21 protein-coding genes and 1 tRNA gene are annotated in these 22,622 nt (G+C 72.6%); 9 read left to right on the plus strand and 13 right to left on the minus strand.

The window, feature by feature from the left end:
- Positions 1-58 precede the first annotated feature (58 nt).
- Positions 59-1,447 carry a cystathionine beta-synthase gene (locus ABWI04_RS31435; protein WP_345176905.1) on the minus strand — a complete coding sequence of 463 codons (1,389 nt, stop codon included), beginning with the start codon at positions 1,445-1,447 and terminating at the stop codon, positions 59-61.
- Between the two features lie 186 nt (positions 1,448-1,633).
- On the opposite strand from ABWI04_RS31435, the gene ABWI04_RS31440 reads away from it, so the two are divergent.
- The 4 genes from ABWI04_RS31440 (at position 1,634) to ABWI04_RS31455 (ending at position 5,346) form a co-directional block, all read left to right on the plus strand.
- Positions 1,634-2,818, plus strand: coding sequence for an SGNH/GDSL hydrolase family protein (locus tag ABWI04_RS31440; RefSeq protein ID WP_353834686.1), 1,185 nt, complete (start codon positions 1,634-1,636; stop codon positions 2,816-2,818).
- Between the two features lie 134 nt (positions 2,819-2,952).
- Positions 2,953-4,173 (plus strand): acetyl-CoA C-acetyltransferase, encoded by a 1,221-nt coding sequence (locus tag ABWI04_RS31445; protein WP_345176900.1) that lies wholly within the window; start codon positions 2,953-2,955, stop codon positions 4,171-4,173.
- Between the two features lie 227 nt (positions 4,174-4,400).
- Positions 4,401-4,628 carry a DUF4287 domain-containing protein gene (locus ABWI04_RS31450; RefSeq protein ID WP_179843986.1) on the plus strand — a complete coding sequence of 76 codons (228 nt, stop codon included), beginning with the start codon at positions 4,401-4,403 and terminating at the stop codon, positions 4,626-4,628.
- 346 nt (positions 4,629-4,974) lie between these two features.
- On the plus strand, positions 4,975-5,346 hold the full coding sequence (locus ABWI04_RS31455; RefSeq protein ID WP_353834687.1) for an HIT family protein: 372 nt from the start codon (positions 4,975-4,977) through the stop codon (positions 5,344-5,346).
- Between the two features lie 178 nt (positions 5,347-5,524).
- Here the strand turns inward: ABWI04_RS31455 and ABWI04_RS31460 are convergent, their stop codons facing one another.
- The 4 genes from ABWI04_RS31460 to ABWI04_RS31475 form a co-directional block, all read right to left on the minus strand.
- A complete protein-coding gene (locus tag ABWI04_RS31460; RefSeq protein ID WP_353834688.1) occupies positions 5,525-6,301 on the minus strand; it encodes a Bax inhibitor-1/YccA family protein in 777 nt (258 codons plus the stop codon).
- 372 nt (positions 6,302-6,673) lie between these two features.
- Positions 6,674-6,746, minus strand: a tRNA-Leu gene (locus tag ABWI04_RS31465).
- A gap of 113 nt (positions 6,747-6,859) precedes the next feature.
- A complete protein-coding gene (locus tag ABWI04_RS31470; RefSeq protein ID WP_353834689.1) occupies positions 6,860-8,209 on the minus strand; it encodes an NAD(P)/FAD-dependent oxidoreductase in 1,350 nt (449 codons plus the stop codon).
- Between the two features lie 387 nt (positions 8,210-8,596).
- Positions 8,597-9,418, minus strand: coding sequence for a uracil-DNA glycosylase (locus ABWI04_RS31475; protein WP_353834690.1), 822 nt, complete (start codon positions 9,416-9,418; stop codon positions 8,597-8,599).
- 140 nt (positions 9,419-9,558) lie between these two features.
- On the opposite strand from ABWI04_RS31475, the gene ABWI04_RS31480 reads away from it, so the two are divergent.
- On the plus strand, positions 9,559-10,335 hold the full coding sequence (locus ABWI04_RS31480; protein ID WP_353834691.1) for a DUF2510 domain-containing protein: 777 nt from the start codon (positions 9,559-9,561) through the stop codon (positions 10,333-10,335).
- A 233-nt stretch (positions 10,336-10,568) separates the two neighbouring features.
- On the opposite strand, the gene ABWI04_RS31485 is transcribed toward ABWI04_RS31480, so the two are convergent.
- From ABWI04_RS31485 to eno, 4 genes are all read right to left on the minus strand, one after another.
- Positions 10,569-11,519: a Ppx/GppA phosphatase family protein gene (locus ABWI04_RS31485; protein ID WP_345176884.1), complete on the minus strand. Its 951-nt coding sequence runs from the start codon at positions 11,517-11,519 to the stop codon at positions 10,569-10,571.
- On the minus strand, positions 11,516-12,070 hold the full coding sequence (locus ABWI04_RS31490) for a DUF501 domain-containing protein (RefSeq protein ID WP_345176882.1): 555 nt from the start codon (positions 12,068-12,070) through the stop codon (positions 11,516-11,518). The genes ABWI04_RS31485 and ABWI04_RS31490 overlap by 4 nt, the downstream gene beginning before the upstream one ends.
- 51 nt (positions 12,071-12,121) lie before the next feature.
- A complete protein-coding gene (locus ABWI04_RS31495; RefSeq protein ID WP_353834692.1) occupies positions 12,122-12,556 on the minus strand; it encodes an FtsB family cell division protein in 435 nt (144 codons plus the stop codon).
- Positions 12,557-12,635: 79 nt separating this feature from the next.
- Entirely contained in the window at positions 12,636-13,919 is a 1,284-nt protein-coding gene (eno, locus tag ABWI04_RS31500; RefSeq protein WP_345177224.1) for a phosphopyruvate hydratase, read from the minus strand.
- A 234-nt stretch (positions 13,920-14,153) separates the two neighbouring features.
- Between eno and ABWI04_RS31505 the strand changes: the two genes are divergently transcribed.
- From ABWI04_RS31505 to ABWI04_RS31520, 4 genes are all read left to right on the plus strand, one after another.
- Positions 14,154-15,200, plus strand: coding sequence for an ABC transporter substrate-binding protein (locus tag ABWI04_RS31505; protein WP_345176876.1), 1,047 nt, complete (start codon positions 14,154-14,156; stop codon positions 15,198-15,200).
- Positions 15,197-15,973, plus strand: a complete 777-nt coding sequence (locus ABWI04_RS31510) for an ABC transporter ATP-binding protein (RefSeq protein ID WP_345176874.1) — start codon at positions 15,197-15,199, stop codon at positions 15,971-15,973. The genes ABWI04_RS31505 and ABWI04_RS31510 overlap by 4 nt, the downstream gene beginning before the upstream one ends.
- A complete protein-coding gene (locus ABWI04_RS31515) occupies positions 15,963-16,838 on the plus strand; it encodes an ABC transporter permease (RefSeq protein WP_353834693.1) in 876 nt (291 codons plus the stop codon). Before ABWI04_RS31510 ends, ABWI04_RS31515 begins: the two co-directional genes overlap by 11 nt.
- A 70-nt stretch (positions 16,839-16,908) precedes the next feature.
- Positions 16,909-18,345 carry a sensor histidine kinase gene (locus ABWI04_RS31520; RefSeq protein ID WP_353834694.1) on the plus strand — a complete coding sequence of 479 codons (1,437 nt, stop codon included), beginning with the start codon at positions 16,909-16,911 and terminating at the stop codon, positions 18,343-18,345.
- 36 nt (positions 18,346-18,381) lie between these two features.
- Here the strand turns inward: ABWI04_RS31520 and ABWI04_RS31525 are convergent, their stop codons facing one another.
- The 4 genes from ABWI04_RS31525 to ABWI04_RS31540 all read right to left on the minus strand — a co-directional run bounded on the left by ABWI04_RS31525 (position 18,382) and on the right by ABWI04_RS31540 (position 22,604).
- Positions 18,382-18,738, minus strand: coding sequence for a tetratricopeptide repeat protein (locus tag ABWI04_RS31525; RefSeq protein ID WP_345176865.1), 357 nt, complete (start codon positions 18,736-18,738; stop codon positions 18,382-18,384).
- Positions 18,739-18,795: 57 nt separating this feature from the next.
- Entirely contained in the window at positions 18,796-19,014 is a 219-nt protein-coding gene (locus ABWI04_RS31530; RefSeq protein ID WP_345176863.1) for a hypothetical protein, read from the minus strand.
- A gap of 60 nt (positions 19,015-19,074) precedes the next feature.
- Positions 19,075-20,019: an NADP-dependent oxidoreductase gene (locus ABWI04_RS31535; RefSeq protein ID WP_345176860.1), complete on the minus strand. Its 945-nt coding sequence runs from the start codon at positions 20,017-20,019 to the stop codon at positions 19,075-19,077.
- 119 nt (positions 20,020-20,138) lie between these two features.
- Positions 20,139-22,604, minus strand: coding sequence for a penicillin-binding protein (locus tag ABWI04_RS31540; protein ID WP_353834695.1), 2,466 nt, complete (start codon positions 22,602-22,604; stop codon positions 20,139-20,141).
- Between the last annotated feature and the right edge of the window lie 18 nt (positions 22,605-22,622).

Genomic DNA, 22,622 nt, shown 5'->3' on the forward strand with positions numbered 1-22,622 from the left:
CCGAGCGCCTGGAGATCATCGATCTCCAGGCGCTCGGCCGTTCTCCGCTCCGCCGGGGTCAGCCGGTGGAGTCGGACAGGAAGGCCAGAAGGTCCTGCCGGGTGATGAGGCCCTTGGGCTTGCCGTCCACGAGGACGACGGCGGCGCCGGACTTCTCCAGGACGCCGACGGCCTTGCTGACCGGCTCGCCGGAGCCGAGCGTCGGCAGCGGCGCCGACATGTGCGACTCGACCGGCTCGGTCATCTTGGCCTGGCCCTTGACCATGATGTCGAGCAGGTCGGTCTCCCCGACCGAGCCGACCACCTCGGCCGCCATGACCGGCGGCTCCTCCTTCATCACCGGCAGCTGCGACACCTCGTACTCGCGCATGATGGCGATCGCGGTCTGCACGGTCTCGTGCGGGTGGACGTGCACGAACTCCGGCAGCGTGCCGCCCTTGCGGGTGAGCACCTCGCCGACCCGCGCCTCCTCGGTGGAGGGGGTGAGGAAGCCGTAGTCCGCCATCCAGCTGTCGTTGAAGATCTTGCCGAGGTAGCCGCGGCCGCCGTCGGGCAGCAGCACCACGATCACCGCGTCCGGATCGGCGCGCTCGGCCACGCGCAGCGCGGCGACGACCGCCATCCCGCAGGACCCGCCGACGAGCAGCGCCTCCTCGCGGGCAAGGCGGCGGGTCATGGTGAAGGAGTCCTTGTCGGACACCGCGATGACCTCGTCGCAGATGTCGCGGTCGTAGGTCTCGGGCCAGATGTCCTCGCCGACGCCCTCGGTGAGGTAGGGGCGGCCGCTGCCGCCGGAGTAGACCGAGCCCTCCGGGTCCGCGCCGACGATCCGGACCCGTCCGCCGGAGACCTCCTTGAGGTACCGGCCGACGCCGCTGATCGTCCCGCCGGTGCCGATGCCCGCGACGAAGTGCGTGATGCGGCCCTCGGTCTGCTCCCACAGCTCGGGCCCGGTCGTCTCGTAGTGCGACTGGGGGTTCTGCGGGTTGGTGTACTGGTTCGGCTTCCACGCGTCGGGGATCTCGGTGACGAGGCGGTCCGAGACCGAGTAGTAGGAGTCGGGGTGCTCGGGGTTCACCGCCGTCGGGCAGACGACCACCTCGGCGCCGTACGCGCGCAGCACGTCGATCTTGTCCTTGCCGACCTTGTCGGGGCAGACGAAGACGCACCGGTAGCCGCGCTCCTGCGCGACGATGGCGAGGCCGACCCCGGTGTTGCCGGACGTCGGCTCGACGATCGTCCCTCCGGGGCGCAGCTCGCCCGACTTCTCGGCGGCGTCGATCATGCGGACCGCGATGCGGTCCTTCACCGACCCGCCGGGGTTGAAGTACTCCACCTTGGCGAGCACCTGCGGCGCCCGGCCGCCGCCCACGCCGGCGGTCACCTTGCGCAGCCGGACGAGCGGGGTGTTGCCCATCAGCTCGATGAGCGAGTCGTGTACGTGCACCGCGACATCCTTGTCGTTCAGTGTGTTGATCTTATGGTTGCGTCCCTGGTCGGCCGCCGGTCGCGCGCCGAAACCGGCGCGGTGACCGGAAGGCTTCCCGTTCTCGACGGTAGCCGAGATCCGCCACCGCAGGTATCGCGACCCTTTCGTGCGGGTAGGTACAAATTCACGGAGGGTCAGCGCAGCATGTGGAGAGCATTCACCGCCCGCCGCATCGCGGCCGCCGCGGCCTATGGCGGCGGAGGCATCACCGCGCTCGGCGGCATCACGTTCGGTCTGCTGCTGATGCAGGCCAGGCTCGCCCGCAGGACCATCCTCGCACGGCCGAACGGCGACCCGCCGATCGCCGACGGCCTGTACGGCGGGACGCGCGGCGGCGACCCGCTCTCGCTGGTCATGCTGGGCGACTCGACCGCCGCCGGGCTCGGCGTGCGCACCCCGGAGGAGACTCCCGCCGCGCTGCTGGCGGCCGGGCTGTCCGCGATCGCGGGACGTCCCGTCCGGCTGACGAACGTCGCCCGCTCCGGTTCCCGCTCGCAGGCGCTCGACGGCCAGGTCGACCAGGCCCTGCAGACCCGTCCCGACGTCGCCGTCATCATGATCGGCGCGAACGACGTGACGGGGCGGGTCCCGGCCGCCGAGTCCGTCCGGCACCTGGCCCGCGCGGTGGAGCGGCTGCGCGGCGCCGGCGGCGAGGTCGTCGTCGGCACCTGCCCCGACCTCGGCTCCGTGAAGTCGCTGATGCCGCCGCTGCGCTGGTTCGCGCGCCGCGCGAGCCGGCAGCTCGCCGCCGCCCAGACGATCGCCGTCGTCGAGCGCGGCGGCCGCTCGGTGTCGCTCGGCGACCTGCTCGGCCACGAGTTCGCCGCCGACCCGCTCGCGATGTTCAGCGAGGACCGCTACCACCCGTCCGCCCGCGGCTACGCCGCCGCGTCGGCCGCCGTGCTGCCGTCGATGGCGGCCGCGCTGGGCCTGGGGCACGATCTGTCCGACCACCTGGCCGCGGACGTCCTGCCCGTCTACCTCGCCGCCGCCGAGGCCGCCGAGCGGGCCGGCACGGAGGTCAGCGGCGCGTCCGTCGCCGGGCTCGACCGCGGCCCCCGGGGCCGCTGGGCCACCCTGCGGTACCCGCTGCGGCACCTGCCCCGGCGCCACGCGGCCGGACACCTTCCCCGGGAGGACGGCCCGGCGCTCACGGAGCCGGAGCCCGCCCGGTCACCGGTGGCGGGCCCCGGCGGTCCGGGGTGCCGGCCGAGGCTTCGCCCGCGCTGGCGGTGGCCCGGCCGGTGGCGGCGATCCCACTCTCCGGTGCCCGGCGTCCCGGACACATGGGGCGGCGGTCACCCGGCCGCCGGGACCTCGCCCAGTTGAACGAGGTAAGCCCACACTTATTGGACGTTCCGTCCACCAGGCGCGGGGGGCGGCGTGTACGGGGCGGGGGGCCAGCGGCTAGATTGCTGGTGACCGGTGAGTAACACCGTTGGCGCTGAGAAGGAGACCCGCACATGCCCGAGGCAGTCATCGTCGCAACCGCGCGCTCGCCGATCGGGCGCGCCTTCAAGGGGTCGCTCAAGGACATCCGGCCCGACGACCTCACCGCCCAGATGGTCACCGCCGCGATGGCGAAGGTCCCGCAGCTGGACCCGAGCCAGATCGACGACCTGCTGCTCGGCTGCGGCCTGCCCGGCGGCGAGCAGGGCTACAACATGGGCCGCGTGGTGTCGGTCCTGCTGGGCTGGGACAACGTGCCCGGCGCCACCATCACCCGGTACTGCTCGTCCTCGCTCCAGACGACGCGGATGGCGCTGCACGCGATCCGCGCCGGGGAGGCCGACGTCATCGTCTCGGCGGGCGTCGAGACCGTCAGCCGGTTCGCCAAGGGCAGCAGCGACGGCCTGCCCGACACGCAGAACCCGCTGTTCGCCGACGCCCAGGAGCGCACCGCCAAGGCCGGCGAGGGCGGCGCCGCCGTGTGGCACGACCCGCGCGAGGACGGCGCGCTGCCCGACATCTACATCGCGATGGGCCAGACCGCCGAGAACGTGGCGGCCCTGCGCGGCGTTTCCCGCCAGGCGCAGGACGAGTTCGGCGTCCGCTCGCAGAACCTCGCCGAGAAGGCTCTCGCCAACGGGTTCTGGGAGAAGGACATCACCCCCGTGACGCTGCCGGACGGCTCCGTCGTGGCCAAGGACGACGGCCCCCGCCCCGGCACCACCTACGAGAAGGTGTCGCAGCTCAAGCCGGTCTTCCGCCCGGACGGGACGGTCACCGCCGGCAACTGCTGCCCGCTGAACGACGGCGCCGCCGCGGTCGTGGTCATGAGCGACACCAAGGCCGCCGAGCTCGGCATCACCCCGCTGGCCCGCATCGTGTCGACCGGCGTCACCGGCCTGTCCCCCGAGATCATGGGGCTCGGCCCGGTGGAGGCGTCCCGCCGGGCCCTGGCCAAGGCCGGGATGACGATCGACGACATCGACCTCGTCGAGATCAACGAGGCGTTCGCGGCGCAGGTGCTGCCGTCCGCCGAGGAGCTCGGCATCGACCACGACAAGCTGAACGTCAACGGCGGCGCGATCGCGGTCGGTCACCCCTTCGGCATGACCGGCGCCCGGATCACCTCCACGCTCCTCAACGGCCTCAGGTTCCACGACAAGCAGTTCGGTCTGGAGACGATGTGCGTGGGCGGCGGCCAGGGCATGGCCATGGTCCTGGAGCGCCTCTCCTAAAGGTAAGACCAGCCTTACCCAGGGAAACGGAAACCTGACCCCTGCACGGTGGCCCGCGCGGAACCGCCCTCACGCGGCTCCCTGCGGGCCACCTGCGCGTTTCCGGGGATCATCCCCGTTACGGATGATCTACATAACGTCATGGATAGGTCCCCGTTAGGGGGTTGTCACATGCGGAGAGGTGTTGCAGAGTCGGCAGGAAGAGCCCCGCGACCTGGAGGTGCCAATTGTCACTGAACCACTCGCCGGAGACGCACAGCAAGCTGATAGCCCGCATTCCGCAAGTCACCGGACGTGACATCCCCGAGTGGTTCACCACGATCGAGAACGGGCCCTCGTTCACGCGCTGCGAGGAACGCAGCACCTGGCTGGCCGAGGAGCACAACCTCTCCCACGGCTACGCCGCGGCCCTGGTCCGCGAGCACGAGCGCACGCGCCGCGCCCGCCACTACTGAGCACGCGCCTCCCCTGGGGAGGGCGCGCCGATCGAACGTCATACCGAACGTTGCGGGATCCCGCCAGAGGGTGTCCCCGCCGTCGTGCCGCTGCGCGCCACGACCTTGGCGCAGAGATCCCGCACAGATCAGCCCCACGCCGCCCGGCGCGGGGCTGATCAACGCGTGGACCGCCCCGGCCAGGACCCGCGCCCAGCGCCGTTACGTTGCCGGTGTTGAACGGCCCGTAGACCGCCTGCCAGGAGCCGCACGTCACACTTGCCAGATGGCCCCGGCCGGGCACGGTCGTCCCCCGAAGCCGCGTCCTGCAAACCAGCATGGGCGCCGCACAAACGGGGAGATGACCATGACCAAGCCGATCAGCACCGAGCGCGGCTCGTGCATTTTCTGCAAGATCGTCGAAGGTACGGCTCCTGCCGAGATCGTGCGGGAGTGGCCGGACGCGGTGGCATTCGTGCCGCTCGGTCCGGTCGTGGAGGGCCACGTCCTGGTGGTGCCCCGCGTGCACGTCGACGACGTCACCGAGGACCCGATGGTCTCGGCGACGACGATGGCCAGGGCGGCCGAGCTCGCCCGCGAGGCGTTCCCGTGCAACGTGATCACCTCGGCGGGCGGCGAGGCCACCCAGACGATCTTCCACCTGCACATCCACATCGTCCCCCGGCGGGCAGGCGACGACCTGCACCTCCCGTGGACCGACCAGGTGGTCAGCGACTGACCTCCGGGCAGATCGCCACCACCCGCTACGACGAAGAGCCAGCACACACAGCGTCTCGGACGCTGGCTGCCTGACATATCAACTCCGGCGAAGGGCCCGGAACCCCGGGCCCTTCTTCTCGAAGCGCGCCGACCGGAGACCTCACTGCGTCGGGCTCACAACACGCCGACGCTCACCCCTAGTCGCGCCCGGAGAAGTAGCTGAGCAGCCGCAGGATCTCCAGGTAGATCCACACCAGGCTCAGCACCAGCCCGAACGCGCAATACCAGGCGAACTTCTCGGGCGCGCCCGTCCGCACCCCGGTCTCGACCGCGTCGAAGTCGAGCAGCAGGAAGAAGCAGCCGACGAGGATCGCGACGACGCTGAAGACGTAGGCGAGGGGGTTGCCGGGGTCGCGGATCCCGATGCCGTGGTCGCCGCCGAACAGGTACACGACCCAGTTGACGAGCATCAGCCCGATCAGCGCGAGCCCGGCGGCCATGACGAACCGGGCGAACTTGGGCGTGACCCGGACGATGCGCAGCGCGTAGACGGCGAGGGTGGCGCCGAACGCCAGCGCCGTCCCGACCACCGCCTGGAAGACCACTCCGTGGTAGATGTCGTTGTAGGAGTGGCTGACGATCCCGACGACGACGCCGTAGACGGCGGCGAACGCCAGCACCGTCGCCGCGTTCGCCTTGCGGCCGAACGCGATGAACGCCCAGATGCCGATCTCGGCGATGAGCGCCACGACCAGCACGGGCGCGGCGCGCGCGGTCGGCACCAGCGCCCAGGCCAGCGCCGCCGTGGCCACCAGGGTCACGAGCGTCAGAAATCCGCGGACGACGACGTCGTCCATGGTCATCGTCCTGGTGGCGGCCGGCGCGTACCCGGGCGCGGCATAGGCGGCCCCGCCGTACCCTCCGCCCCGCTGGTCGAAGGCGCTCCCCCGGAACGCCGGGTTTCTGCTCTCCATCAGGTCTCCACTTCCGCCGAGGTGACCCACCAGTCTAAGCCGCGAACCCCCCAGTTGATCAGCCCCAACACCCCCCGAAAAGCCCCCCGAGCCGCAGCACCCGCCCACCCGCGCAGCGAAGGCGAAGCCGAGCACCCGGACGAAGGCGAAGCCGAGCACGGGCCAGACGACCGCCGACCCCGACCCGAGGAGAAGGCGATGGCGAAGCCGAGCCCACGCGAGGGCGAAGCCCGAGCATCGGGGGTTCCAGGGGGTCGCCCCCTGGGCAGACGCTGCGAGCCCCGGCGAAGCCGTCAAAGACGGCGAGCAGGGTCCGCCGCCGAGAGCCAAGGCGAAGCCGATAGAAGATCGGCGAGCAGGGTTCGCCGCACGTGCCCCTGGTCGGACTCGAACCGACACACTGGCTCTTTTAGGGAGCCCGCCTCTGCCGTTGGGCTACAGGGGCGGCGTCATCATATCGAGTCAGTGGTTGTCGCCGCCGTCTCCAAGGGCCGTGATTGTGGAGCTCTGGCGGCCGGGTTCGGCCAGTGGAACGGTCCGGCCGGTCAAGGCGGGTTGTCAGATGTCGCGCTGGCGTCCGGCGGCGAGTTCGAACTCCTGGCGGGGCCATTCGAGTTCGCCGAGCGAAACGATCTCGCGGCGGAAGAACGCGGAGAGCGTCCAGTCCATGGTGATGCGGAACTTGCGGTTGACGGTCGGCATGCGCGACAGGTGGTAGGTGCGGTGCATGAACCACGCGGGCAGGCCGCGCAGTTTGAGGCCGTAGACGTTGGCGACGCCCTTGTGCAGGCCGAGGCCGGCGACCGAGCCGACGTAGGCGTGCACGTACGGTTTGCGGGGCTTGCCGCGCAGGTCCGCCACGATGTTGTCGGCGAGGCGCTTGGCCTGCCGGACGGCGTGCTGGGCGTTGGGGGCGGTGAAGTCGCCGGTGTCGGTGAGGTCGGGGACGGCGGCGTTGTCGCCGGCGGCGTAGACGCCGTCGAGCCCTTCGACGGTGAGCTCGGCGGTGGTCCTGATGCGGCTCTTGTCGTCGAGGGGGAGGTCGCTCTCCCTGACGACGGGGTGCGGTTTGACGCCGGCGGTCCAGACGAGGGTGCCGGCCTCGAACTCCTCGCCGTCGCTCAGCACGATGCGCCGCTTCTCGGCGGACTTGAGCAGCGTGTTCATCTTGACCTCGATGCCGCGGCGGCGCAGGGCCTCGGCGGTCCAGCGGCCCATCTCGGGGCCCACCTCGGGAAGGATGCGGTCGGTGGCCTCGACCATCATCCAGCGCATCTCCTTCTCGTCGATCGTCGGGTACCACTTGCAGGCGTCGCGGGCCATGTCCTCCAGCTCGGCCATGGCCTCGACGCCCGCGAACCCGGCGCCGACGAACACGAACGTGAGGGCGCGCTTGCGGACGGCCTCGTTGTCCGGGTTGGACGCGGCGATGTCGAGCTGGTGCAGGACGTGGTTGCGCAGGAAGATCGCCTCTTCGACGGTCTTGAAGCCGATCCCGCACTCGGCGAGGCCCGGGATGGGCAGGGTCCGCGAGATGGAGCCGAGGCTGACGACGAGCATGTCGTACTCGACGTCCCGCTCCGGCACGCCGGAGGTGTGCGCGCCGGCGGGGCGGAGGGTGAGCCGTCTGGAGGCGTTGTCGATCCGCGTCACGAACCCGTTCACGATGCGGCAGCGGTTCAGGACCTTGCGCAGCGGCGCGACGACGTGGCGGGGCTCCAGGTTCCCCGCGGCGGCCTCGGGCAGGAACGGCTGGTAGGTCATGTAGGACTGCGGGTCGATGACGGTGACGGCGACCTCGCCGCGGCGCATCTCGCCGCGCAGCCTCTTCTGCAGACGCAGGGCCGTGTACATGCCGACGTATCCGCCGCCGACGATCACGATCTGTTTCGTGCGCTGGATTGGCATATCCGGAGCGATACCCGGTTCTGCCGCTGCCTCACGTCTTGGGGGGAGGTGCGAACTTCCGCGGCGCGCCCGACATCTCATCCGATGTACCACCAAGAGGGAGACCGCGAGGTCAGGGCCCGACGGGGGCGCCAAGCGGTCGCGGGGCGGCGGACCGGTGCAGGGGCCGGTCCGCCGCGCCGCGGCCGCTTGGCCACGGCCCTGCCTCGCAGTCGAACTCTTCGTGGGACGGCTTTCAGGGGGAAGTGATGCCACGAATCATCTGGGGCACCATCGGCGTCGCGGCCTTGACCGCTCTCGCGGGGTGCGGTGGGAGCGGCTCGAACGCCGGGCGCACGTCGTCCGAGGGGGACGGCCCGGCGTCCGCCCCGTCGCGACCCCTCCGGCCTAGTGGAAGTCGCGGGCGCGGACGAACACCGCGTCCAGCATCTCCTCGGTGACGCGGCCGGTGAAGGTGTTCTGCTGGCTCGGGTGGTAGCACCCCAGGAGCAGGACGGGGTCGCGCCGGGACGCCGACGGCGGCGGAGCCAGCTCGACCTCGGCGCCGTGGCCGAACTTCGGCCGGGGGCGCGGCACCGCGTACCCGGCCTGCTTCAGCGCCGGCCACACGCCCTGCCAGGCGAAACCGCCGAGGCACACGACGCAGCGGACGCTCGGGGCGACCTGCTCGACCTCGCGCGCGAGCCACGGCAGGCAGGTCGCCCGCTCCAGGGGCGTCGGCTTGTTGTCGGGCGGGGCGCACCGGACGGTCGCCGCCATCCGCGCGCCGATGAGCCGCTGCCCGTCGCCCGCGTGGACGCTGGTCGGCCGGGCCGCCAGCCCGACCCGGTGCAGGGACGCGAACAGCCAGTCGCCCGAGCGGTCGCCGGTGAAGATGCGGCCGGTGCGGTTGCCGCCGTGCGCGGCGGGGGCGAGGCCGACGATCAGGATGCGCGGCCGCTCGTCGCCCCATCCGGCGACGGGGCGGCCCCAGTACCGCTCGTCCGCGAACGCCCGGCGACGCTGGACGGCGACCTTCTCCCGCCATTCCACGAGCCGGTCGCAGGCCCGGCACACCGACTGGCGGGCGCACAGCTCGTGCAGATCCGGCGCCCCGGCGGCCAGGTCGGCGACGTCGCCGGCGCCGTGCGCGACGGGGCTCGCGGGGGCGGCGGGGTCTTCCGGCCACCCTGACCCGGGCGGCACGAACGGAGGGTTGGCGGGCGGCATACCACCGATCGTCCCACGCCACGGCCGGTGGCCGGGTTCCGCCCATGACCGGTGGGAGGCGGATCCGGTCGGTACGATGCGTTCGCCGGTCGGGGAGGCGGGTGTCTCGGCACGCGCGCTGTGCGAAGCGGGAGGCAGGAGTGTCGCAACCGGGCTGGTACCCCGACCCCTACGGCACGGGCAGCCTGCGCTGGTGGGACGGGGAGAGCTGGACCGAGCGGCTGAACCCCGAGACCGACCGCCCGCCCCGGCTCCCGCGCCGCGAGCAGCAGGGCGGCACCGGGTCCGCCGGCGGGGAGCACTACACCGCCCCGCACGCGCCGACCTGGGAGCGCGCCCCGTCCGTCCCCTCCCTGGACGTGAACGTGCGCGGCCTGCACCTGCACGCCGACCACCAGGGCGTCGCCTACGGGAACGCCTCGCTCGCCTGGCCGCGCGTGGAGTGGGTGGCGTACTGGGCGGCGGAGCGCCCGGCGGGTCCCGGCCACGCCCCCGGCACGCAGTGGGTCTTCCAGGCGGGGCGGCATCCGTTCCGCGGCGGGCCCCGCGTGGAGGTGGTGATCGAACCGGGTGCGGCGCCCGGCCGCGCGGCGGGGCCGGACGGCGAGCCGGAGCGGGTCTGGGGGCGGTTGATCCAGCTCTGCCAGGAGCACGCGGAGCCGCGGCTCGTCGAGGAGCTGGCCGGCCGCGTCCGCGCGGGCGAGTCGGTCGACGTGGCGCAGGGGCTGACCGTCCATCCGGGCGGCGTGCGCGGCGACCGGGTGTCGCTGAGCTGGTCGTCGATCTCCACCGCGACCGTCGACCGGGGCCGGGTCTGGATCCAGCAGGCCGGCGGAACCGCGCCGGTGCTCTACGTCCCGCAGCAGAACCCGAACGCCGTGCTGATCCCCGCCCTGCTGTCCCGGCTCAGGTATTGAGGCCTGGCTCGAGTCACGACCAAGGCCGCACAGCCGATCCCCATCCTTGCCAGCCAGAAGCAAACTCACAGCCTGTGTGGAAGTGGTCTCGGCCATGCCCGCGAACGCGTGACCTGCCCGGTGGAGCGAAGCCGGAGGCGAGCGGAACCGGGCAGATCGCGAAGCGATGCCGCGTTCGCCCAGGCACGGTCACGTAGCGAGCCGCAAGGCGAGCGAAGTGGGCCGGGACTGAATCAACACAGCGACCAGGCGATGCCGTCGAGGATGTCGTGCTCGCTGACGACGACGGCCCCGAATCCGTACTCGCGCATGATCCGGTCGAGGATGAGCGCGCCCGCCCCGATCACGTCGACGCGGCCGGGGTGCATGACGCCGAACTCGGCGCGCTCGGCGCGGGTGGCGTGCAGCAGCCGCCGCGTCACCTCGTGCACCTGCCCGGCGGTGATCCGCGCCAGGTGGATGCGGGCCGGCTCGTAGCTCGGCAGGTCGAGCGCGATCCCGGCGACCGTGGTGACGGATCCGGCGAGCCCCACGAGGGTGCGCGCCTCGTCCACCGGGACGGTCTCGCGGACGGCGGCGAGCGCGGTGTCGATGTCGGCGGCGGCGTTGGAGATCTGCTCGGGCGAGGGCGGGTCGTCCTTGAGGTGCCGCTCGGTCATCCGCACGCAGCCGATGTCGATGGAGCGGGCCGCGTCCGCCGAGGAGCTGCCGAGCACGATCTCGGTGGACCCGCCGCCGATGTCGACGACCAGGTAGGGGCGGGCGGGGCGCAGCTTCGCCAGCTCGCGCGTGGCGCCGGTGAACGACAGCGCGGCCTCCTCGTCCCCGCTGATCACCTCGGGGACGACGCCGAAGATGTCGACGACGCCGCTGACGAAGTCGGCCCGGTTGGCGGCGTCGCGGGTCGCGCTGGTCGCGACCACCCGGGTCTTGACCGGCCCGTGCCCGTCGCCGTGCCGCTCGATCAGCTCGGCGTACCCGCGCATCGCGGTGAAGGTGCGCTCCAGCGCGGCGGGCGACAGCCGCCCGGTCTGGTCGACCCCCTCCCCCAGCCGGACGATCTCCATCCGGCGCTCGACGTCGGTCAGCGTGGCGCCGGCCTCGCCGTCGCCACCGGCCTCGATGTCGGCGATCAGCAGGCGGACCGAGTTGGTCCCGCAGTCGATGGCCGCGACGCGCGTCACCGCGCCTCCCCGGGTTCAGGTTCCGATTCGACAGGTTCGACGGTCTCTCCAGGTTCGACCTGAACACAGGGCCCCGAGCGCCACCAGTCGGGCAGCGCGTCCAGGGCCTCGCGGCCGAACGGGTTGACGCCCGGCACCGCCAGCTCGTGCGCGACGAGGGCGTGCAGGCACTTGACGCGCTCCGGCATTCCGCCGGCGCTCTGCATGCCCTCGGGAAGCGGTTCGACGCCGTCCTCGCGGGCGGCCTCGTCGCGGCGGCGGAGGTAGTCCTCGTGGGCGGCGGCGTACTTCGCCGCCAGGGACGGGTCGCCGGCGAGCCTGGCCTGCATGTCGCGCATGACGCCGCTCCCCTCCAGGGTCCCGATGGCCGAGGCCGCCTTCGGGCACGTCAGGTAGAACAGCGTGGGGAAGGGCGTCCCGTCCGGGAGCCGCGGCGCCGTCTCGATCACGGCGGGCTGCCCGCACGGGCAGCGCCCCGCCACGCGGCGGACGCCGCGCGGCTCGCGCCCGAGCTGGGCCGCGACCGCGGCCGTGTCACGTGCATCGATCATGTATCCACCCGCGGATCCGGGGATCCGTTCTCCTCCGCGCCTCAGGGACCGTCAGCGGGGCCTGTCGGCGGCCTCCACCGACCGCCACAGCGTCTCGTACCAGGGCGGTCTGGTCTCCGTTCCGCCCCTGCGGGACTGCTGCCCGTCGCCTTCGCCGCCGTCCAGGACGATGTAGCACTTCACGTCAGGACGACAGTAATGGAGCCGCCGCGTCGCCTCACGCTCAATGTACGACTTGTCGCCCAGCTGTTGCTTGCGCTGGGCGAGGATCTCGACCTGGCGGCGGGACATCGCCTCCTGGCGGCGCAGGTCGGCGATCTCCTTGCGCTGGGCGATGTACTCCCGGACAGGGTAGGCGAGGCTCAGCGCGATCGCGCACATCACCACCGCGAGGATCGCGGCGCGGCTCGTCAGCGCCGGATTGGAACGGCGGGCCCGGCCGCCCCGCGTCCCGCGGCCGGTCTCGTGGTCGTCGCCCTGCGCCATCGTGTCCCCTGCCTGTGGCTCGGCTGCCGGAAACCGGTGCCCGGCGGGACGGGGACGCCGCCCCGCCGGGCCGCGCGGCTCAGCCCTGCGCGTCGAAGCGCGGGAACGCGGCGGCGCCGGCGTAGCGCGCGGCGTCGTCCAGCAGCTCCTCGATGCGCAGCAGCTGGTTGTACTTGGCGACCCGGTCGCTGCGGGCGGGGGCGCCGGTCTTGATCTGGCCGCAGTTGGTCGCGACGGCGAGGTCGGCGATCGTGGTGTCCTCGGTCTCGCCGGAGCGGTGGCTCATCATGCAGCGGTAGCCGCTGGTCTGCGCGAGCGAGACGGCGTCGAGGGTCTCGCTGAGCGTGCCGATCTGGTTGACCTTGACCAGCAGCGCGTTGGCGGCGCCGGACTTGATGCCGCGCCCGAGCCGCTCGGGGTTGGTGACGAACAGGTCGTCGCCGACGAGCTGGACGCGGTCGCCCACGGCGGCGGTGAGGCCCTCCCAGCCGGCCCAGTCCTCCTCGTCGAGCGGGTCCTCGATGGAGACGAGGGGGTAGTTGCCGAGCAGCTCGCCGTAGTAGGCGGCCATGTCGTCGGCGGACCGCTTGGTGCCCTCGAACGCGTACTGGCCGTCGGCGTGGAACTCGGTGGCGGCGACGTCCAGCGCGAGGGCGATGTCGCGGCCGGGGGTGAAGCCGGCCTTGCGGATCGCCTCCAGGATGAGGTCGAGGGCGTCCCGGTTGCTCGGCAGCTCGGGGGCGAAGCCGCCCTCGTCGCCGAGGCCGGTGTTCAGGCCCTTGGACTTCAGCACCGACTTCAGCGCGTGGTAGGTCTCGGCGCCCCAGCGCACCGCCTCGGCGAAGGTGGCCGCGCCGATCGGCGCGATCATGAACTCCTGGATGTCGACGTTGGTGTCGGCGTGCGCGCCGCCGTTCAGGATGTTCATCATCGGGACGGGCAGCAGGTGCGCGTTCGGGCCGCCCACGTAGCGGAACAGCGGCAGGCCGGCGGAGTCGGCGGCGGCCTTGGCGACGGCGAGGCTGACGCCGAGGATGGCGTTGGCGCCGAGCGCGGACTTGGCGGGGGTCCCGTCGAGGTCGATCAGCAGCTGGTCGATCAGGCGCTGGTCGGAGGCGGGGTAGCCGACGAGCTTCTCGTCGATGGTCTCGTTGACGGCCTTGACGGCCTTCCGGACGCCCTTGCCGCCGTAGCGCTCGCCGCCGTCGCGCAGCTCGACCGCCTCGAACTGGCCGGTGGAGGCGCCGCTCGGGACCGCCGCGTGCGCCTCGGTCCCATCGGCGAGCAACACCTCGACCTCGACGGTCGGGTTGCCGCGGGAGTCAAGGATCTCCCGGGCGATTACGGCCTCGATCGACGACACGGGGAACCCCCTGATGGTGCGGATGGTCGGTGCGGTCACCGAGCCTATCCGCGCGGCCCCGCCGCCGCCCAACCGCCTCGCCGTAGCCCTCAGAGAAACGCACATAGGGGACGACGGTGGCGAAACAACTCCACCTCGGCGACCGCATCGTGCCAGGAAGACGACTTGACGCGGAGAACGCCCGCCTTATCTACTAAGCAGGTCAAACAGACTTGATTGATAGGGAAACTTCCAATGCATCGTGGACTCCGCGGGCGCGTCGCCGCCGTGGCACTGACCGTTCTCGTCGCAGCGGGCACGCTCGGCGCCTGCGGCGGCGGCGATGAGGAGTCCGGCGGGGACGCGGCCCCGCTCCGGCTCGGCTACTTCCCGAACCTCACCCACGCGACCGCCCTGGTCGGCGTCGAGAAGGGCATCTTCGCCAAGCACCTCGGCGCCGCGCCGAAGACCGCGACGTTCAACGCCGGTCCGGCCGCCGTCGAGGCGCTGTTCTCCGGCGCGATCGACGCGACGTTCGTCGGGCCCAACCCGTCCATCAACGCCTGGTCCAAGTCGCACGGCAAGGCCGTCCACATCATCTCCGGCGCGGCCTCGGGCGGCGTCTCGCTGGTGGTCAAGCCCGGGATCAAGGGCGTCCAGGACCTGCGCGGCAAGAAGATCGCGACCCCGCAGCTCGGCAACACGCAGGACGTCGCGCTGCGGTACTGGCTGAAGAAGAACGGCCTCACCGCGAACAAGGACGGCAGCGGGGACGTCAAGGTCGTCCCGCAGGAGAACGCCCAGACGCTGCAGACGTTCGCGCAGGGCGACATCGACGGGGCCTGGGTGCCCGAGCCCTACGCCTCGCGGCTGATCCTGGAGAACAAGGGCGAGCGGCTGCTCGACGAGAAGTCGCTGTGGCCCGGCGGCAAGTTCGTCATCACCAACCTGCTCGTCAGCCAGGAGTACGAGAAGAAGCACCCCGACCAGGTCAAGAAGCTGCTCCAGGGCGTCGTCGAGGCCACCGACTACATCAACCAGAACAAGGCGGACGCCGAGAAGGTCACCAACGACGCCCTCGCCAAGCTGAGCGGCAAGCCGCTGAAGCAGGACGTGCTCACGGCGGCCTTCAAGGAGATCGACTTCACCACCGACCCGGTCGCGTCCTCGCTGGTCGCGGGCGCGGCGCACGCCGAGGAGATCGGCCTGCTGGAGAAGACCGACCTGGACGGGATCTACAACCTGGCCCCGCTCAACGACGTGCTCAAGGCGGGCGGGAAGGCACAGGTCAGCGACCGATGACCGCGGACACGGCGGTCCGCCTCAGCGAGGTCTCCAAGGCGTTCGGGACCGGCGGATCCGCGCTCCTCGCGCTCGACAAGGTCTCCCTCGACGTGGCCCCCGGCGAGTTCGTGTGCCTGGTCGGCGCGTCCGGCTGCGGCAAGAGCACGCTGCTCAACCTGGTCGCCGACCTCGAACGCCCGAGCGCCGGGACGATCGACAAGGACGGCGCGCGGGTCGCGCTGATGTTCCAGGAGCCCGCGCTGTTCCCGTGGCTGACGGTGACCGGCAACCTCGAACTCGCCCTGAAGACGCGCGGCGTCCCGCGGGGCGAGCGGCGGAGCCGGGCGGGCCGGCTGCTCGACTCGGTGCACCTCGGCGGGTTCGCCGGCAGGCGCCCGCACCAGCTGTCGGGCGGCATGCGGCAGCGGGTCGCGCTGGCCCGCGCCCTCGCCCTCACCGAGGACGACGCCGGCGAGGGGCAGGGGACCGTCCTGCTGATGGACGAGCCGTTCGGCGCGCTCGACGCGATGACCCGCGACCTGCTGCACGACGAGATCGAGCGGATCTGGCGGGAGCGCGCCCTGACCGTGCTGTTCGTCACGCACAACGTCAGGGAGGCGGTGCGGCTCGGCGACCGGGTGGTGCTGCTCAGCAGCCGGCCGGGCCGGGTCGTGGAGGAGTTCCCCGTCCCGATGGAGCGGCCGCGGCGGATCGACTCCCCCGAGGTCGCCTCCCTGGCCGGGACCATCACCGACCGGCTGCGCGAGGAGGTCGTCCGGCATGGCGCATGACACGGTGAAGGGCGAGAGGCGGCTCGACCGCGAGCTGGCGGGCTTGGACGCGCTGGAGCTCGGCGGGACGGCGCGTACCCGGCTCCTCCAGCGGGCGTGGTCGGCGGCGTGGCCGATCGTCGCGGCCGTGCTGATCGCGCTCGCGGCGTGGCAGCTGGTCGTGTGGAGCGGCTGGAAGGAGCCGTGGGTGCTCCCCGGCCCCAGGGACACGCTCCCGGTGTTCTGGGACCAGCTCACCTCGGGGCGGTTCTGGGACGCCGTCGCCCTGACGATGCGGCGTGCGGTCGTCGGGTTCGCCTTCGCCGTGGCCGTGGGCGTCGTTGTCGGCGCGCTGGTCGCGCGGTTCCGGGTGCTGCGCCGGGCGTTCGGGTCGCTGATCACCGGTCTGCAGACGATGCCGTCGATCGCCTGGTTCCCGCTCGCCATCCTGCTGTTCCGGCTCAGCGAGAGCGCGATCCTGTTCGTGGTGATCCTCGGCGCGGCCCCGTCGATCGCCAACGGGCTGATCACGGGCGTCGACTACACGCCGCCGATCCTGCTGCGCGCGGGGAAGGTGATGGGGCTGCGGGGCCTCGCGCTGTACCGGCACCTGATCCTGCCGGCCTCGCTTCCCTCGTTCGTGGCGGGGCTGAAGCAGGGCTGGGCGTTCGCGTGGCGCAGCCTGATGGCGGGCGAGCTGCTGGTCGTCATCGGCGACACGACCTCGCTCGGGGTGCTGCTGTCGCAGGCCAGGGAGCTGAACAACACCGCCGACATGATCTCCTACATGCTGATGATCCTGGTCCTCGGCATCGTGATCGACCAGCTGTTCGGGCTGGTGGACGGGGCGATCCGGCGCCGCTGGGGCGTCGACGAGGGACACTGACAATCTTTTACCCGCCGACCCGGATGGGATCCGCCCTGCCCAGGTAAGAACTCCCCGGTACTGACATGACGTGCAGCGCACCAGGGAGGTCGTCATAGGCGTCCGGCTCCGCCGGCCGTCCCCGAGCGGCTGGATCTGGCAAGCCGTGCTGCGCCACCCGGAGATCCGGTTCCGAGTGACGGTGGCGGCCTCGCTGGTGGCCTTCGTGCTGTCGTCGGCGCTGAGCGCGGTGCTACTGGTCCAGCTCAAGCAGGACGCCTACCAGGATCTCGTGCGGGCGCTGGCGCGCGACAACCGGCGGACGGCGACGGCGATCGAGACCGGGCAGCTCACCCTGGACATCTCCCCCACCACCGACAGCCTCCAGCAGGTGGTGAACCAGCGGGGCCAGGTGGTCGCGGCCACCCCGCGGATGCGGGGCCGCCCCAGGGTCCGGTTCCCGCCGCCGCCGCCGTTCGAGGAGCGCCGGGTGGGCCGCGTCTGCGGGATCGACGCGCCGGGCGCCCACTGCTTCGTGATCGTCGAGCGCCGGGTGGGGCTCGGACCGGACGCGCTGTTCATCAACTCGCTCGCCCCCGCACCGGGGCCGCTGCCGCGCCCGGTCTCGGGGGTGCTGATCCTGCTGGGCATCCCCTTCATCACCCTGCTCGCCGGCTACGGGACGTGGCTGTCGGTGAACCGGGCGCTGCTCCCGGTCGAGGGGATCCGCCGCGAGCTGGACGAGATCACCGCCACGGACCTGGAGCGCCGCGTGCCGGAGCCGCACCGCCGCGACGAGGTGGGGCGGCTCGCCGAGAGCGTGAACGCCACCCTGGACCGCCTGGAGGAGGCGGTCGCGCGGCAGCGCGCGTTCGTCTCCGACGTCTCGCACGAACTGCGCAGCCCCCTCACCGCGCTGCGCATGGAGCTGGAACTGGCGCTGTCGGCCCCCGAGGACACCGACGTCCCCGCCGCGCTGCGCGCCGTCCTGGTCAACACCGAGCGGCTGTCGGCGGTGGTGGACGACCTGCTCGCGCTCGCGCGGCTCGACGCCGACCGCACCGCCTCCCCCATGGAGCGGGTGGACCTGACCGAGATCACCGACCAGGAGGTGCTGCGCCGTCCCCGCCGCGTCCAGGTGACGGTGCTCGCGGAGGGCCCCGTGGTGGTGCGGGGCGGGCGCAGCGACCTGGCGCGGCTGCTGACCAACCTCATCGACAACGCCGACCGGCACGCCGCCGGCGAGGTGACGGTGATCCTGCGCACGGAGAAGCCCGCCACCGCGGTGGTCGAGGTGATCGACGACGGCACGGGCGTCCCGCCGGACGACCGCGAGCGGGTGTTCGAGCGGTTCGCGCGGCTGGCCGAGGGCCGGCACCGCGACGCCGGCGGCACCGGCCTCGGCCTGGCGATCTCCCGCGACATCGCCGAGGCGCACCACGGGTCGCTGATCCTCACCGACCGCATCGACGGCGTCCCCGGCGCCCGCTTCGTCCTGCGCCTCCCCAGCGACGACGTCCCGAGGTAGCCGTCCCCAGGGGGACGGCCCCTTCGGGACGGGACGTCAGGCCAGGTCGGCGGCGGTCACGGAGACCTCGATCTCCGCGGTGGGCTCGACGCCCATGGCGCGGGCGAGCTTGCGGAAGGCGCGGGCCTCGTCCGGGCGGCTCCGCCGCTCCAGGGTGCGGGCCAGTGCCTCGTAGGCCCAGCCGTTGCCCGGGTCGAGCTCGACGAGGCGGCGGAGCGTCTCCTCGGCGCGGCCGAGCTGGGCGCTGTGGAAGTAGGCGCGGCCGAGCAGCTCGACCGCGGCGCGGTTGCCCGGGTCGCCGTCGACGATCGGGGCCAGCATGCGCGCAGCGCCCGCGTAGTCCCGGGCGTCGAAGAACAGCGTCGCGCGCTCGAACTCCTCGTAGGTGGTCATGCCTGCGGAACCGGGGACGGCCGGGCTTTGTTCCCCGGCCCGGCCGCCCCCGGGCGCTCAGGTCATCCCGAGATCGGCGCGGAGCCGCTCGCGCTCGGCCTCCAGCAGGTCGATCTGCCCCTGCAGCTCCTCGCGCTGGGCGAGGTACTGACCGGAGTCCACCATGTCCGTGGGGTCGCCGGACGGTGCGGGAAGGTCCGCGCGCAGCCGCTTCAGGGATTCCTCGATGTCGCGGAGCCGCGCGCGCCGGTCGTCCTCGGTCTCACTCTGGTTCATGTGCCTCCTCCTCCGGCTCTGCATGCCCGCGCCGGGGCCGTCCTCACCTCGGCGGGGCCGTCAGATGCGCAGGACGGTCTTGCCGCGCGCGCCGCCCAGCCGGTTGTCGGCCAGGGCGTCGGCCGCCCGCTCCAGCGGGACCTCCCGCTCGACGCGGACGCGCAGCGCGCCCGCGTCGATGAGGTCGGAGAGGCGGTCCAGCAGTTCGGCGGACGGCTGCGTCTGGAAGTTGACGCCGCGCAGCCCCTTCGCCTCCAGGGAGTCGGGGTTCACCGACCAGGTGGTGGAGATGTAGGTCCCGCCGGGACGCAGCAGCTGCGCGAGGTGCTCGGCCGACCGGGTGTCGCTGGCCGTGTCGAGGACGGCGTCGATCCCGTCGGTGTGGACGGCGAGCACCTGCCGGTTGAGGTCGCCCGCGGAGTGGTCGACCGTCTCGTCCGCGCCGAGGCGCCGCATCGTGCCCGCCATGTCGTCGCGCGCGGTCGCGATGACCTTGGCGCCCGCGCGGGACGCGAGCTGCACCGCGCTCTGCCCGACGCCGCCGGTCGCGCCCACCACGAGGACGGTCTGGCCGGTGTCGATGCGCGCCTGGTCGACCATGGCGAGCGCGGTCGCGCTCGCGGTCGGCACCGCCGCGGCCTGCGTGTAGATCATCCCCTGCGGCATCCGCGCGACCGGGCCGTCCTCGCGGACGAGGGCGTACTCGGCGTAGCTGCCGAGCCCGCGCTCCACGATGGCGAAGGCCCCGTAGACCTGCTCGCCGTGCCGCAGCCGGGTCACGCCCTCGCCGGCCTCCTCCACGACGCCCGCGCCGTCCCGGCCGAGGATCAGCGGGAACGGCACGTCGACGGAGTCCTTGAGCATGCCTTCGGCGATCTTCCAGTCCAGCGGGTTCAGCCCGGCGGCGATCACCCGCACCAGGATCTCGCCGGGCCCCGGCTCCGGGCGCGGCAGGTCCATGAGCGCCGGCGTGGCGCCGTACTCCGACACGGCGATGGCTCGCATGACGATCGTCCCCCGAAACGGATCAGCGCGGGCGTCGCGTCCCGCTGTCGATCTTCCCGTGTCGATCTACCCCGCGACCGGACGATCACACGTCGGCGCAGGTCACGCGGGGACGCGGGTCACGCGGGGGCCTGCTGGGGCGGCCCGCCGGGTTCCGGGGTGGGCGTGGCGGGCGGCACGGTGGGGTGGCCGCCTCCCCTGCGCCCGCCGCCGGGCCCGCCGCCGGGTTCGCGCCCGGCGCCCTTGCTGAGATGCAGCGTGATGGTGCCGCCCGGCTCGGCCGACGAGGGCGACATGCCGGCGACGGTGCCCTTCGGGAACCGGCGGGAGGCCATCGGCGCGCCGATCCGGGCCCTGAACCCGGCGGCGCGGAGCCGAGCGGCGGCCTCGCCGGGCTTCATGCCGCGCACGTCCGGCACCCTGGCCCGGTCCTCGCCCGAGCCCCTGCTGAAGTAGCGCGACGGCGGCCGGTGGAACGAGCCCGGCTCGGTGTGCGACAGCGCCCCGAGCATGCTCTGCCGCCAGATCGGCGCCGGGATCGTCGCCCCGAACACCGAGCCGTAGCACCGGCCGTCCATGCACAGGTTCTCCATCGGGTGCCTGTAGCCGCCGCGCGGGTCGCCGACCCACACGGCCGCGGCAAGGTCCGGGGTGTACCCGGCGAACCAGGCGGCGGAGAAGTTGTCGACGGTCCCGGTCTTGCCGGCGGCGTCGCGCCCGAGGCCCATGCCGCGCGCGGTGCCCTTGGTCAGGACGCCGCGCAGGACGTAGTTGACGGCGTCCGCGACGCCCTCGTCCATCGCCCGCTCGCAGTGGCGCCCCGGCACCTTCAGCCTGCGGCCGGACGCGGCGCGGATCTCCCGGATCGCGATCGGCTCGCAGTACCGGCCGCGGGCCCCGAACGCCGCGTAGGCCGCCGCGAGCCGCAGCGGGGAGACGGGGTTGAAGCCCAGCGTGAACGACGGGTACTGCTCCAGCGGCTTGCCGTTCGCCTGCTTCATCCCGAGCCGTTCGGCCATCCTGACGGTGTCGCAGAGGCCGACCTTCTTCTCCAGGGCGAGGAAGAACGTGTTGACCGAGTGGTGCGTCCCGGTGACGAGGCTGAACTGGCGGCCGCCCTCGCCGTCGGCGGAGTTGCGCAGGGAGGCGGACGGGTCGCCGACGCGGTCCCCGTCGCAGTCGCGGTAGCCGACGGGCGTGTAGGCGCGCGGCGCCATCATCCGGGTCCCGAACGGCATGCCCTCGTCCAGCGCCGCGGCCAGCGTGAACGCCTTGAACGTGGACCCGGCCTGCATGCCGATGCTGGAGCCGTGGCTGGCGTCGGCGGCGAAGTTGATCCACGTCTTGCCGCGGTCCCGGTCGGGGCCGAGCTCGCGGTCCACGGCCATCGCCTTGATCTCGCCGGTGCCCGGCTGCACCATCGCCTCGGCGGCGGCCTTGTGCGCGGAGTTCTTCGGCGGGACGTGCCCGTCGACGGCGCGCTGCGCGGCCTTCTGGGCGCGCCGGTCCAGGGTGGTGCGGATCGTCAGCCCGCCGCGCTTGAGCAGCTTCTCCCGGTCCTCGGCCGTCTTGCCGAACACGGGGTCGGTGAGGATCTCGCGCTGGACGTAGTCGCAGAAGAACGGGGCGTCGCTGGTGACGCAGCCGCTCCGCACGTTGTCGACGTCCAGCCGGACGGGCGCCCGCCTGGCCGCGGCCGCCTTGGCCGGGTCGAGCCAGCCGAGCTCGGCCATCCGGGTCAGCACGGTGTCGCGGCGCTCCCGGGCCGAGCCGGGATGGCGGATCGGGTCGTAGGCGTAGGGGTAGCGGACGACGCCGGCGAGCAGCGCCGCCTCGGGCAGCGTCAGCTCCGACGCGTGCTTGGAGAAGTAGTGCCGCGACGCCGCCTCGACGCCGTAGGCCCCGTCGCCGTAGTAGGCGATGTTGAGGTAGCGGCGCAGGATCTCGTCCTTGGTGAACCGCTTCTCCAGCGCCACCGCGTACTTCAGCTCGCGGATCTTGCGGGCGGCCGAGACCTCCCGGGCCTCCTGCCGCTCGGCGTCGGTGTCGGCCTGGGTGAGCAGCAGGTTCTTCACGTACTGCTGGGTGATGCCGGAGCCGCCCTGCGTCACCTGGCCGCTGCTGAGGTTGCTGGCGAGCGCCCGCAGGGTGCCCTGCGCGTCGATGGCCCCGTGCTCGTAGAAGCGGCTGTCCTCGATCGCCAGCACCGCCTGGCGCAGCACCGGGGCGATCTTGTTGAAGGGGACGTCGACGCGGTTCTGGTAGAAGAACGTGGCGAGGGTGGAGCCGTCCGCGGCGAGGATCTTCGAGCGCTGCGGGACGCCGGAGGTCGTCAGCCCGTCCGGCTCGGCCTCGAACCAGCCGGCGGCGTCGCGGGCGCCGACGCCCGCCGTGCACGCGGTCGGCAGCAGCATCAGCGCGACGAGCAGCCCGGCCAGGCCGCCGAAGGCGCCGAGCCCGCGCACGGCGCGGACCTTCTCGGCGCGGGTCGTCGACGGGGTCAGCAGGCGGCGCGGGCGGCGGCGCCGCGCCGCGGGGGCTCCCGGCCCGGGATCCCCTGCGTCATTTCCGGCCTCGGTCGGCACGCGCTCAGAGTAGACGGG

This window comes from Actinomadura sp. NPDC000929 (genome assembly GCF_040492065.1).
Taxonomy (GTDB): Bacteria; Actinomycetota; Actinomycetes; order Streptosporangiales; family Streptosporangiaceae; genus Spirillospora; species Spirillospora verrucosospora.